Source organism: Sphingomonas sp. BK580 (assembly GCF_014194975.1).
Classification (GTDB): domain Bacteria; phylum Pseudomonadota; class Alphaproteobacteria; order Sphingomonadales; family Sphingomonadaceae; genus Sphingomonas.
This window is the reverse complement of sequence record NZ_JACIAY010000001.1, coordinates 400,946-412,635: the sequence shown is the minus strand read 5'-3', so window position 1 is coordinate 412,635 and position 11,690 is coordinate 400,946. Positions and strand designations below refer to the sequence as shown.

General features: G+C 70.6%; 12 protein-coding genes. 1 reads left to right on the top strand and 11 read right to left on the bottom strand.

The features are described from left to right. A complete protein-coding gene (gene egtD, locus FHY05_RS01920) occupies positions 1-978 on the top strand; it encodes an L-histidine N(alpha)-methyltransferase (protein WP_183942705.1) in 978 nt (325 codons plus the stop codon). A gap of 183 nt (positions 979-1,161) precedes the next feature. Here egtD and pnp read toward each other — a convergent pair whose 3' ends face one another. From pnp to FHY05_RS01865, 11 genes are all read right to left on the bottom strand, one after another. Beyond that, entirely contained in the window at positions 1,162-3,513 is a 2,352-nt protein-coding gene (gene pnp / locus FHY05_RS01915; protein ID WP_183942704.1) for a polyribonucleotide nucleotidyltransferase, read from the bottom strand. Between the two features lie 197 nt (positions 3,514-3,710). Continuing rightward, positions 3,711-3,980, bottom strand: coding sequence for a 30S ribosomal protein S15 (gene rpsO / locus FHY05_RS01910; protein WP_132910206.1), 270 nt, complete (start codon positions 3,978-3,980; stop codon positions 3,711-3,713). 25 nt (positions 3,981-4,005) lie between these two features. Next, the gene (gene truB / locus FHY05_RS01905; protein WP_183942703.1) at positions 4,006-5,016 is read right to left on the bottom strand and encodes a tRNA pseudouridine(55) synthase TruB; all 1,011 of its coding nucleotides are present in this window, start codon (positions 5,014-5,016) and stop codon (positions 4,006-4,008) included. Positions 5,017-5,020: 4 nt separating this feature from the next. Beyond that, a complete protein-coding gene (locus tag FHY05_RS01900; RefSeq protein ID WP_183942702.1) occupies positions 5,021-5,713 on the bottom strand; it encodes a site-2 protease family protein in 693 nt (230 codons plus the stop codon). Positions 5,714-5,860: 147 nt separating this feature from the next. Further along, complete coding sequence (locus tag FHY05_RS01895) at positions 5,861-6,301, bottom strand: VOC family protein (RefSeq protein WP_183942955.1); 441 nt, start codon at positions 6,299-6,301, stop codon at positions 5,861-5,863. 20 nt (positions 6,302-6,321) lie between these two features. Further along, a complete protein-coding gene (locus FHY05_RS01890) occupies positions 6,322-6,903 on the bottom strand; it encodes a thymidine kinase (protein WP_183942701.1) in 582 nt (193 codons plus the stop codon). Next, the gene (locus tag FHY05_RS01885; protein ID WP_183942700.1) at positions 6,903-7,262 is read right to left on the bottom strand and encodes a type II toxin-antitoxin system VapC family toxin; all 360 of its coding nucleotides are present in this window, start codon (positions 7,260-7,262) and stop codon (positions 6,903-6,905) included. The genes FHY05_RS01890 and FHY05_RS01885 overlap by 1 nt, the downstream gene beginning before the upstream one ends. A gap of 31 nt (positions 7,263-7,293) precedes the next feature. Next, positions 7,294-7,569: an AbrB/MazE/SpoVT family DNA-binding domain-containing protein gene (locus FHY05_RS01880; protein WP_183942699.1), complete on the bottom strand. Its 276-nt coding sequence runs from the start codon at positions 7,567-7,569 to the stop codon at positions 7,294-7,296. Between the two features lie 31 nt (positions 7,570-7,600). Then, positions 7,601-7,996 (bottom strand): 30S ribosome-binding factor RbfA, encoded by a 396-nt coding sequence (gene rbfA / locus FHY05_RS01875; RefSeq protein ID WP_183942698.1) that lies wholly within the window; start codon positions 7,994-7,996, stop codon positions 7,601-7,603. A gap of 200 nt (positions 7,997-8,196) precedes the next feature. Next, positions 8,197-10,944, bottom strand: coding sequence for a translation initiation factor IF-2 (gene infB, locus FHY05_RS01870; RefSeq protein ID WP_183942697.1), 2,748 nt, complete (start codon positions 10,942-10,944; stop codon positions 8,197-8,199). After that, complete coding sequence (locus tag FHY05_RS01865; RefSeq protein ID WP_183942696.1) at positions 10,941-11,648, bottom strand: DUF448 domain-containing protein; 708 nt, start codon at positions 11,646-11,648, stop codon at positions 10,941-10,943. The genes infB and FHY05_RS01865 overlap by 4 nt, the downstream gene beginning before the upstream one ends. Between the last annotated feature and the right edge of the window lie 42 nt (positions 11,649-11,690).

Below are 11,690 nucleotides of genomic sequence, written 5' to 3'. Positions count from 1 at the left end.
ATGCTCAAGCCCGAGATCGACGACGGCCAGGCGAGCCTCGCCGATCCCCAGTTCCGCGCCGACGTGCTCGCCGGGCTGGCGCGACGTCCGCGCGCGATCCCGGCGCGTTGGTTCTACGACCATCGCGGGTCGCAGCTGTTCGAGCAGATCACCGAACTGCCCGAATATTACCCGACCCGCACTGAGACCGCGCTGCTCCACGATCTCTGCCCCGAACTGCGCCGGCTCGCCGGGCCGGGGCGCGCCGTCGTCGAGTTCGGCTCGGGCTCGTCGACCAAGACGCCGACGCTGCTGCGCTGCGTCGAGCCCGCCGCTTATGTGCCGATCGATATCTCCGGCGATTTCCTACGCGAGTCGGCGCAGGCGCTGGCGCAGGCTTTCCCCGGCCTGCCGGTGCTGCCCTTCGAGGGCGACTTCACGCGGCCGCTGACGCTGCCCGCGCAGGTGGCCGCGCTGCCAAAGCTCGGCTTCTTCCCGGGCTCCACCATCGGCAACCTGATCCCGCTCGCCGCGGTCGACCTGCTGCGCGCTATGCGCGCCTCGCTGGGCGAGGGGGCGATGCTGCTGATCGGGATGGACCGGATAAAACGGCCCGACGTGCTGCTGCCCGCCTATGACGACGCGCAGGGCGTGACCGCGGCGTTCAACCTCAACCTGTTAGAGCGGATCAACCGCGAGCTGGACGGTACGATCCCGCTCGACGCCTTCCGCCACTGCGCTGTGTGGAACGACGACCGCGCGCGCGTCGAGATGCACCTCGAGGCACGCCGCGACGTGTCGTTCGAGGTCGAGGGACGCGCCTTCGACGTCGCCGAGGGCGAGACGATCCACACCGAGAACAGCCACAAATACGGCGAGCGCGACGCGCGCATCCTGCTCCGCAGCGGCGGTTGGACCCCCGTGCGCGAGTGGACCGACGACAAGGGCCTGTTCGCGGTGATCCTGGCCGAGGCGCAGCCCGAGCGGCCGGCGCCGTGACGCGCAGATCGCGGCCAGGCTGACATGACGACGGCCCTGGCATCGCTGCCGGGGCCGTTATCGTTCGTGAGGTAGCTCTAGCAGCCCCGAGTCGACCGTGCTCCGGCGAACGCCGGAGCCCAGAGCGGCGAGCGCGAACGCTCTGGCTCTGGGCGCCTGCGTGCGCAGGAGCGCGTCAGCGGCTCAGTCGCGGTCGCCGGTGAGGAAGGCCGGGGCGAACGCGGGCGCGTCGCCCTCGTCGCCGCCCTCCTTGGCGCCGCCCTCGCTGCGCTCGCGGCGCGGGCCGCGGCCCTCGCGGCGCGGGCCGCGATCACCGCCGCGGTCGCCGCCACGGTCACCGCCGCGGCCGCCGTCACGCCCGCCGCCCTCGCGGCGCGGGCCGCGATCGCTGCGCTCGCCGCGCGGCTCGCGCGCCGGACGGGTGTCCTCCAGCTCGGCGCCGGTCTCCTGGTCGACGACGCGCATCGACAGGCGAACCTTGCCGCGCGGGTCGATCTCGAGGACCTTGACCTTTACTTCCTGACCCTCGGTGACGACGTCACCCGGCTTCTCGACGCGCTCGTTCTTCATCTCGGAGACGTGGACGAGACCGTCCTTGCCGCCCATGAAGTTCACGAAGGCGCCGAAGTCGACGATGTTGACGACCTTGCCGTTGTAGATCTTGCCGACCTCGGCTTCCTCGACGATGCCCTTGATCCAGTTCATCGCCGCCTCGATCTGCGCGCCGTCCGACGAGCTGATCTTGATGACGCCCTCGTCGTCGATGTCGACCTTGGCGCCGGTGGTGGCGACGATCTCGCGGATCACCTTGCCGCCGGTGCCGATCACGTCGCGGATCTTCGACTTGTCGATCTGCATCGTCTCGATCCGCGGCGCGTGCGCCGACAGCTCGGTGCGGGTCTCGCCCAGCGCCTTGTTCATCTCGGCGAGGATGTGCGCGCGGCCGTCCTTGGCCTGCGCCAGCGCGACCTTCATGATCTCCTCGGTGATGCCGGCGATCTTGATGTCCATCTGCAGGCTGGTGATGCCCTCGGACGTGCCCGCCACCTTGAAGTCCATGTCGCCGAGGTGATCCTCGTCGCCGAGGATGTCGCTGAGGACCGCATAGTCCTTGCCCTCGAGGATCAGGCCCATCGCGATGCCCGAGACCGGGCGCTTGAGCGGCACGCCCGCGTCCATCAGCGACAGCGAGCCACCGCACACCGTCGCCATCGACGAGGAGCCGTTGCTCTCGGTGATGTCGCTGGTGACGCGGATCGTGTAGGGGAACTCCTCCTTCGACGGCAGCACCGGGTGCAGCGCGCGCCACGCCAGCTTGCCGTGGCCGATCTCGCGGCGGCCCGGCGCGCCGAAGCGGCCCACTTCGCCGACCGAATAGGGCGGGAAGTTATAGTGCAGCATGAAGTGCTGGTACGACAGGCCGTTGAGCCCGTCGATCATCTGCTCGGCGTCGCGCGTGCCCAGCGTCGTGGTGGCGATCGTCTGGGTCTCGCCGCGGGTGAACAGCGCCGAGCCGTGCGCGCGCGGCAGGAAGTGGACCTCGGCGGCGATCGGACGCACCGTCTTGGTGTCGCGCCCGTCGATGCGGCGGCCGGTCTTGAGGATCGCGCCGCGGACGACGTCGGCTTCGAGCTTCTTCACCAGCTTGAGCGTGCCGAGATACTGCGCCGGGTCGCTCTCCTTGAGGTCGGCGAAGGCCTCGCGCGCCTTGGTGCGCGCGGCGTTGAGCGCGTTCTGGCGCGCCTGCTTGTCGGTCAGCTTGTAGGCCGCCTCGACGTCCTTGCCGATCGCCTTCTTCAGCTTGGCCATGGTCGCCGACTTGTCGTCGACCGGGGCGAGCTCCCACGGGTCCTTGGCCGACTGCTCGGCGAGGTCGATGATCGCGTCGATGATCTGCTGCGACGCCTTGTGCGCGAACATCACCGCGCCCAGCATCACCTCTTCCGACAGCTCCTTGGCCTCGGACTCGACCATCATCACCGCGTCGTGCGTCGCGGCGACGACCAGGTCGAGCTCGCCCTCCGCGACCTCGCCGTCGGTCGGGTTGAGCTGATACTCGCCGTCCTTGTAGCCGACTCGCGCGGCACCGATCGGGCCCATGAAGGGCACGCCCGAGATCGTCAGCGCCGCCGAGGCCGCGACCATCGCGACGATGTCGGGCTCGTTCTCGCCGTCATACGAGAGCACCTGCGCGATGCAGTTGATCTCGTTGTAGAAGCCTTCCGGGAACAGCGGGCGGATCGGGCGGTCGATGAGACGGCTGATCAGCGTCTCGCGCTCGGTCGCGCCGCGCTCGCGCTTGAAGAAGCCGCCGGGGATGCGGCCGCTCGCCGAGAATTTCTCCTGATAGTGGACGGTGAGCGGGAAGAAGTCCTGCCCCTCCTTGACCGTCTTGGCGGCGGTCACCGCGCACAGCACGACCGTCTCGCCGAGCGTCGCGATCACGGCACCGTCGGCCTGACGCGCGACGCGGCCGGTCTCCAGGGTCAGCGTCTTGCCGCCCCACTGGATTTCCACCTTCTTGGTATCGAACATGTTGTTTCCTTCACTCCCCGGTGCGGATCACCGGGGGGCCTGCGAGTGGGCCAGTAGCGGCCCAGGGAAGGGCGGACCTTATTGTCCGTCCTCCCGCGCCGGCTCCAGCGGACCGGCCGGGCGCTCCCGCGCCCCTTCTTGCTGGATCCCGGATCGGCGTCCGGGATGAAATAAAGGCGCCTCGCGGCGCCTTTATGTCACTTGCGAAGACCGAGCTTCGCGATGAGGGCGACGTAGCGATCGCCGTCCTTCTTGCGGAGATAGTCGAGCAGCGAGCGCCGCTTGTTGACCATCATCAGCAGGCCGCGGCGGGAGTGGTTGTCCTTGGCGTGGCCCTTGAAGTGCTCGGTCAGGTTCTTGATCCGCTCGGTCAGGATCGCGACCTGGACCTCGACCGACCCGGTGTCGCCATCGGCGCGGGCGTGATCCTTGATGACTTCCTGGCGGCGTTCGGCGGTGATCGTCATGTACGTTCCTATCGACATCGATGCGTTACAGGTTGAAGCCGCGGACGACGCGGGCGAGCCCGCTTTCCACCTCGACCAGCGCGACGGGTGTCTCACCCAGCAGCGCGAAAGCCTGGCCGTCGTCGGCGGCGATCCCGGCCAGCACTCGCCCCTGACGGAGCGCCCCTGCCTGGTCGGGAGTGAGCGAGAGAGCCGGGATGTCGTCCAGCCCCGCGCCCAGCGGCAGGAGGGAGTGTTCAAGACCGCGCGCCTTAGCGAGTTCGTCGAGTTTGTCCAGCGATATCGCCTCGGCGAGCGTGAACGGGCCGGCCCTGGTGCGGCGCAGATAGGTGACGTGGCCGACGGTGCCGAGCGCCAGCGCGATGTCCCGCGCCAGGCTGCGGATGTAGGTGCCCTTGGAGACGTGCGCGGTGAGGGTGATCTCTTCCAATCCCTCCCTGGCACGGGGAGGGGGACCGCCGGCCGCAGGCCGGTGGTGGAGGGGGCTCGCCGCCACCGAGTCGCTCGTGGCGGCCCCCCCTCTACCGTCGCTACCCGATGGTCCGCCCCTCCGTGCCGGGGAGGATTGGCATACCCCCAGCCCATGCACCGTCACGTCGCGCGTCGCGAGCACCACCTCCTCCCCCGCGCGCGCCAGGTCATAGGCGCGCGCGCCGTCCACCTTGAGCGCCGAATAGGCGGGCGGCACCTGCGCGATCGGCCCGGTGAAGCGCGGCAGCACCGCCTCCAGCGCCTCGGACGTCGGCCGCGCCGCGCTGGTCGCGATCACCTTCCCCTCGGCGTCGAGCGTGTCGGTCTGCTCGCCGAAGCGGATCATGAAGTCATAGACCTTGTCGCCGTCGAGCATCCGCCCGGCGAGCTTGGTCGCCTCGCCGATCGCGATCGGCAGCACGCCGGTGGCGAGCGGGTCGAGCGTCCCGCCGTGGCCCACCTTCAGCTTGGCCGCGCCGGCGGTGCGCAGCGCGCCCTTCACCGCGGCGACGCCCTGCGTCGATCCCAGCCCGAGCGGCTTGTCGAGGATCAGCCAGCCGTGCACGCGATCAGCCCGCGATCGACTGGGCGAGGCCGAGATACCATTCGGTCAGCGCCTGCGCCGGCGGCGCCACCAGCCGCTGGACGATGTTGGCGCCTGGCACGATCGAGGGCAGCACCAGCAGCAGCAGCATGAACAGCAGCAGGCCGTAGCGCGCGAGCTGGTCCCAGCGCTGCGCCAGCCGCTCGGGCAGGAGCCCGGCGACGACGTGCCCGCCGTCGAACGGCGGCAGCGGGATGAGGTTGAAGATCGCGAGGAAGACGTTGATCATCACGAAGTTGAGCAGATTGGCCGCGACGAAGGCGGTGAGGCTGCCAGGCGCGATGCCGTAGAGGCTGGGCGTCAGCGCGCCGAGCAGTACCGCGCCCACCAGCGCGAGCACGAGGTTCGATCCCGGCCCGGCGAGCGCCACCAGCATCATGTCGCGCCGCGGATGGGGCAGGCGGCGCGAGTCGACCGGGACCGGCTTGGCCCAGCCGAACACCGGCGCCTTGGCGAGCGCGAGCAGCAGCGGCAGGACCACGGTGCCGACCGGGTCGACGTGGCGCAGCGGGTTGAGCGACAGCCGGCGCTGCTCGGCGGCGGTGGGGTCGCCGAGCGCGCGCGCGGCGAGGCCGTGGCTCACCTCGTGGAAGACGATCGCGAGCACCAGCGGGATAATCCACACTGCCGCGCGCCAGACGATGCCGGTAGGGTCCATGGCGCGCGAGATAGGCGAGGGAGGGCGGTTCGGCTAGCGTGTGATCCACGTGGTTCGAACCAGCGAGGTACTCCTGCGCACGCAGGAGCCCAGAGCCACGAGTGTCACGCCCGCGGCCCTGGGCTCCGGCGGTCGCCGGAGCACGGATTACTCGGGATGGATCGAACTCGTGGCGGGCGCGTCGCCATCGAACACGGTCACACCCTTGCCGGGATGTTCGCGATAGTGCGCCAATCGCGTCTCGAGCGTGCCGAGGTGGATCTCCAGCCTGTGCCCGTCGGGGTCGAGGAAATAGGTCGACGCGCCCTCGCTGCGATCGGTCTTCCAGATCACGCACTCGGCGGCCAGGCGCGCGCTGAGCACCGCATAGTCCGGCTCGGACACGCTGAAGGCAAGGTGGGTGTAGTCGGGGTGCGGCGCCATCCGCGCGGCGTCGTCGTGGAGCAGGCACAGCCACAGCGCGCCCGCCTCGACATAGGCACCTTCCGCCCAGCGCGCGCGCACCGTGCAGCCCAGCACGTCGCGGTAGAAGGCGAGCGAGCGCGCCACGTCGCTCACCGCGAGCGTGACATGGTTGATGCCGCTCACCCGCGGGATCGGCGGGGCGCTCACCCCTCCGCCAGTGCCGCGCTGAAATGGCGGCGGCACAGCGCGACATAGCGGTCGTTGCCGCCGATCTCGGTCTGGCGCCCGGCGGTGACCGGGCGGCCGTCGGCGTCGACGCGCAGGTTCATCGTCGCCTTGCGCCCGCACGCGCACACCGACTTGATCTCCTCCAGCGAGTCCGCGAGCGCGAGCAGTCGCGCCGAGCCCGCGAAGAGCTGGCCGAGAAAGTCGGTGCGCAGGCCGTAGGCGAGCACGGGCACGTCCTCGACGTCGGCGAGCCAGGCGAGCTGGTCGACCTGCGCCGCGGTGAGGAACTGCGCCTCGTCCACCAGCACGCACGCCAGCGGCGCGCGCGCGTGCTCGGCCGCGACCAAGGCGGCGAGGTCGGTGGCGGCGTCGAACATCGTCGCGGGCGCGGCGAGGCCGATGCGCGAGGTGATGGTGCCCGCGGCGAAGCGATCGTCCACCGCCGCGGTGAACAGCATCGTGCGCATGCCGCGCTCGCGATAGTTGAAGTCGGCCTGGAGCAGGTTGGTCGACTTTCCGGCGTTCATGCTGGCGTAGTAGAAGTATAGCTTGGCCATCAGGCGAGCGTCTCGATCGCGAGCGGGGCGTCGGTGCCGGCGTGCCGGGCGAGTCGGCGGTCGAAGGTGACGGAGCGTGTGGCGTCCGCGGGCACGACAAGGTGGATCATGTCCGCGAAGTCGGCGCCCAGGCGGTACCGGCCGGTCGCCCAGCGCACGCCTTCCTCATGCTCGATCGTCACCGTCGTCGTCTCGGCGATCTGCTCGAGCAGGGTCGCGGTGGTGTCGCGTCGCGTCGCATAGCGTCGCCCGCGCAGAACCCATTCCGCCTCGAGCAAGACCGTCGTGGTGATCACGACCGGCACGTCGAAGATGGCGTCGGCAAGCGCAGCCTGTACCGGATCGTCGCGCGTGATCATCGCAGCACCACGTTCGTGTCGACCGCGGTGGTCACCGGCGCCCGGCTCGACGAGCGGCCCCCTCCGCGATCGCCTCGTCCATCTCCTCGAGCGTGACGCGCGGGCCCTGATGCCGGTAGATGTCCTTGAAGCGCGCGACCGCCACTGATGGGGTCAGCGTCTTTACCCGACGGCGCGGCCGCAGCAGCACACCGCCGCCGGCGTCGACGACTTCAAGCGCGAGCCCCGGCGCCCAGCCTTTCAGGTCACGGATCGCTTCGGGGACAACGACCTGGACCTTCTCGGAGAGTCGCGTGATCGCGTTCATACCGGTGAGGTGCGTCTTACCGGCGTCTCGGTCAATCCTCGCCACCCTCCGCGGGAAGGTCGCGCGCGACCTCGGGGCGACGCAGCAGCGAGTCGATGTGGCTGCCCTCGTCGAAGCTCTCGTCCGGCAGGAACTTGAGCTTGGCGGCGTATTTCGTTCGCACCCGGTGCGCGACCTCGCGCTGGAGATAGGCGGTGTTGGTGCGCAGTGCCTTGAGCACCGCTTCCTCGTCGCGCCCGAGCAGCGGCTTCACGAACACGGTGGCGTGGCGCAGGTCGGGCGACATGCGAACCTCGGTGATGCTTACCATGTGCGAGGCGAGCGTGTCGTCGTGCACGTCGCCGCGCTGAAGGATCTCCGACAGCACGTGACGCACCTGCTCGCCGACGCGCAGCGTGCGCACCGATTTTTCCTGCGGCTGGTTCATCTCGTTCTTCTCCCCCTCGCAAGGAGCGCGGCCACCGCGCGTCGACGCCCGATGACATGCCGTCATCTCGGCCATGAGCCGGGATCCGTCGCGCCGTTAGCGCGACGATCGATGCGCGCGCTGGACGATGGATCCCGGCTCAAGGCCGCGGGATGACGGGACACTCGCGACGGCCCTCCGCGGAAGGCCGTCGCGGCGCCTCAGAGCGTACGCTCGCGCAGCTCGACCTCGTACGTCTCGAGATAGTCGCCGGCCTTGATGTCGACGAAGTTCTGCGAGAACGTCACGCCGCACTCCAGGCCCGCGCGCACCTCGGCGACGTCGTCCTTGAAGCGACGCAGCGACGCGATCTCACCCTGGTAGATGATGACGTCGTTGCGCGTGATGCGCGCCTTGAGCGCCTTGCGGATGACGCCCTCGGTGACGAGCAGACCCGCCGCCTTGCCGTGCTTGCCCGCCGAGAAGACCTCGCGGATCTCGGCGCGGCCGACCACGGTCTCGAACGCCTCCGGCCCGAGCTCGCCCGCCATGCCGGCGCGGATCTCGTCGATCAGGTCGTAGATGACGTCGTAGTACTTCAGCGCCACCTTCTGCCGCTCGGCGATCTCGCGTGCCTTGGCGTTGGCGCGGACGTGGAAGCCGATGATCGGCGCCCCCGATGCCCCTGCCAGCGTCACGTCGCTCTCGGTGATCCCGCCGACGCCCGAGTGCAGCACCCGCGCCTTGATGAGATCGGTCGAGATCTTGTTGATCGACGCGACGATCGCCTCGACCGTGCCCTGCGTGTCGGCCTTGACCACGAGCGGATACTCGATCGCGGCGTTGGCGCGCAGCGCCGAGAACATGTTCTCCAGGCTGGTCGGCGCCGCCGTGGTACGCTTCTGCAGCAGCACGCTCTGGCGATACTCGGCGACCTCACGCGCGCGCGCCTCGTTCTCGACCACCTGAAGCTGGTCGCCCGCCGACGGCGTGCCCGAGATGCCGAGCACCTCGACCGGCGTGGACGGCCCCGCCTGCTTGAGCTGGCGCCCCTTGTCGTCGACCAGCGCGCGCACCTTGCCGCTCTCGGCGCCGACGACAAAGACGTCGCCCACCTTGAGCGTGCCGCGGGTGACGAGCACGGTCGCGACCGGGCCGCGGCCCTTGTCGAGCTTGGCCTCGATCACGCTGCCCTCAGCGGCACGATCGGGGTTGGCGGTGAGATCGAGCAACTCGGCCTGGAGCTGGATCTTCTCGATCAGCTCGTCGAGCCCGGTCCGCTTGAGCGCCGAGACCTCGACGTCCTGCGTCTCGCCGCCCATCATCTCGACCTGGACGTCATGCTCGAGCAGGCGCTCGCGCACGCGCTGCGGGTTGGCGTCATGCTTGTCGATCTTGTTGATCGCCACGATCATCGGCTTGCCCGCCGCCTTGGTGTGGTTGATCGCCTCGATCGTCTGCGGCATCAGCCCGTCGTCCGCGGCGACCACCAGCACCACGATGTCGGTCACGTCCGCACCGCGCGCGCGCATCGCGGTGAACGCCTCGTGGCCCGGCGTGTCGAGGAAGGTGATCTTCGACTTGTCCTTCAGGGTCACCTGATAGGCGCCGATATGCTGGGTGATGCCGCCGGCCTCGCCCTTGGCGACATCGGTGCCGCGCAGCGCGTCGAGCAGGCTGGTCTTGCCGTGGTCGACATGACCCATGATCGTGACGACCGGGGGACGCGGCTGGAGCTGGTCGGCCGAGTCCTCGCTGGTGTCGAGCGCGAGGTCGACGTCCGAGTCGGAGACGCGAACGATGTTGTGGCCGAACTCGGTCACCAGCAGCTCGGCGGTGTCCTGGTCGATCGTCTGCGTCATCGTGACGGGCATGCCCATCTTGAACAGCGTCTTGACCAGATCGGCGCCGCGCTCCGCCATGCGGTTGGCGAGCTCCTGCACGGTGATCGCCTCGGGCACCTGGACGTCGCGAACCTGCTTGGCCTGCGGCTCGCGCGGGCCGGAGAAGCCGCGCTTCTCCTTCTCGCGCGCGCGCTTCAGCGCGGCGAGGCTGCGCGCGCGCGCGCCGTCCTCGTTGAGCGCGCGCGTGACGGTCAGCTTGCCGCCGCGACGCTCGTCGCCCTTGCGGTCGCGCTGCTGTGGCCGCGCCGGCGTGGCATTTCGCGGCGTCGCCTGGCCGCTCGGCAGGCTGCGCGGTGCGCTGCCCGCGGCGCCGGTGCTCGTCGCCGGGGCCGCGCTCGCGGTCGGCGCCGCGGCCGGCTTCGGCTCGGGCTTGGGCTGCGGCTTCGGGATCTCGGGACGTGCGACCGGCGAGAAGCGCCGCGGCGCCGGCATCGCCGGATCACGCGCCAGCTCGAGCACTGGCGGCGGGGGCGGGGGAGCCGCCGGAGCCGGCGTCGGAGCGGGGGCCGGCGTCGCGCGCGCGACGGCGACCGGCTCGGCCGGGGCCGCCGGCTCGGCCGGTGCACTCGGCGCCTGCGCGATCGGTGCGGGGGTCGGCTCGGGCGCCGGGGTCGGTTCCGGCGCGGGCGCCTCAGCCGCGGCGCGCGCCTCGGCCTCGGCGCGCGCGCGCTCCTCGACGCGGCGGCGCTCGTCCTCGGCGGCGCGCTGGCGCTCGGCCTCCTCGCGACGACGCGCTTCCTCCAGCGCGTGCATGCGCTGGTCCTCGGCCTCGCGCAGCAGGCGCGCCTGACGCTCCTGCGCGGTCTCGTTCGAGACCGGCGGGCGCGGCGCGGGCTGCGCCGCGGCGGGCGCGGCGGTCGCGGCGACCGGCTCGGGTGCCGGCGCCGGCGTCGGCTCGGGCGTGCCCTGCGGACCGAGCACGCGGCGACGCTTCACCTCGACCACCACCGTATTGCTACGGCCGTGGCTGAAGCTCTGCTTCACCTTGCCGGTCTCGACCGTGCGCTTCAGCCCCAGCGGCGCGCGCATCCCGAGTTTCGGCTTGTCGTTGTCGGTCTCGCTCACTCAAATTCCTCGTGCAATCTCACGGCCGAAGCGGGCCCGGCGGTGCCGGGCGCCGATGCGCCTTGCGCGGCCGTAGCGCAAGGTGCGGAGGTCAGTTCAGGGCCGATAAAGTGCAGCCAGCGGTCGAGCGCTTCGCCCAATCGTCCGGCCGCGGTGCGGTCTATGACGCCAATGTGTACCACATTCTCGCGGCCCAGCGCCAACGACAATATGGGGCGCTCGACCGGCAACGCCAAGCCCTTCAGGTCACTTCCTTCGCGTTCGCTGCCGACGCGCCACGCCTGGGCCAGCTTGCGGCGCCCGTCCTCGCTCGCGTCGGCGGCATGGTAGAGCGCGTGCAGCTTGCCCGCGCGCGCGGCGGTCTCGATCCGCTCCGCGCCGGTCGCGATCGTGCCGGCGCGCGCCTCGAGCCCGAGTCGGTCGAGCGCGTTGCGCTCCAGCGCGGCGGCGATCAGGTCGGGCAGGTCGTCGGGGACGGCGAGATCACCGGTCTTGAACGCGCGCGCGAGCGCGCCGCGCAGCTTGCCCTTGGCGACCGCCTGCTCGAGCTCGGCGCGCGCGACGCCGATCCACGCGCCGCGCCCCGGCGCCTTGGCGCGGACGTCGGGCAGCACGCGCCCGTCCGACGCGAGCGCGAGCCGGATGAGCCGTGCCGGGTCGGCACGCTCGCGCGTGAGGATGCAGGAGCGGACGGGGTCGCTCATGCGGCGTGCTCCTGGCGATGCTGCGTCATCCCAGGCCCGACC

What these genes read in the sequence shown, in the direction of transcription:
- egtD (WP_183942705.1), top strand. Translation starts at nt 1, where the DNA reads ATGCTCAAGCCCGAGATCGACGACGGCCAGGCGAGCCTCGCCGATCCC.
- pnp (WP_183942704.1), bottom strand. Translation starts at nt 3,513, where the DNA reads ATGTTCGATACCAAGAAGGTGGAAATCCAGTGGGGCGGCAAGACGCTG.
- rpsO (WP_132910206.1), bottom strand. Translation starts at nt 3,980, where the DNA reads ATGACGATCACCGCCGAACGCCGCCAGGAAGTCATCAAGGATCACGCC.
- FHY05_RS01900 (WP_183942702.1), bottom strand. Translation starts at nt 5,713, where the DNA reads ATGGACCCTACCGGCATCGTCTGGCGCGCGGCAGTGTGGATTATCCCG.
- FHY05_RS01890 (WP_183942701.1), bottom strand. Translation starts at nt 6,903, where the DNA reads ATGGCCAAGCTATACTTCTACTACGCCAGCATGAACGCCGGAAAGTCG.
- FHY05_RS01885 (WP_183942700.1), bottom strand. Translation starts at nt 7,262, where the DNA reads ATGATCACGCGCGACGATCCGGTACAGGCTGCGCTTGCCGACGCCATC.
- FHY05_RS01880 (WP_183942699.1), bottom strand. Translation starts at nt 7,569, where the DNA reads ATGAACGCGATCACGCGACTCTCCGAGAAGGTCCAGGTCGTTGTCCCC.
- rbfA (WP_183942698.1), bottom strand. Translation starts at nt 7,996, where the DNA reads ATGAACCAGCCGCAGGAAAAATCGGTGCGCACGCTGCGCGTCGGCGAG.
- FHY05_RS01865 (WP_183942696.1), bottom strand. Translation starts at nt 11,648, where the DNA reads ATGAGCGACCCCGTCCGCTCCTGCATCCTCACGCGCGAGCGTGCCGAC.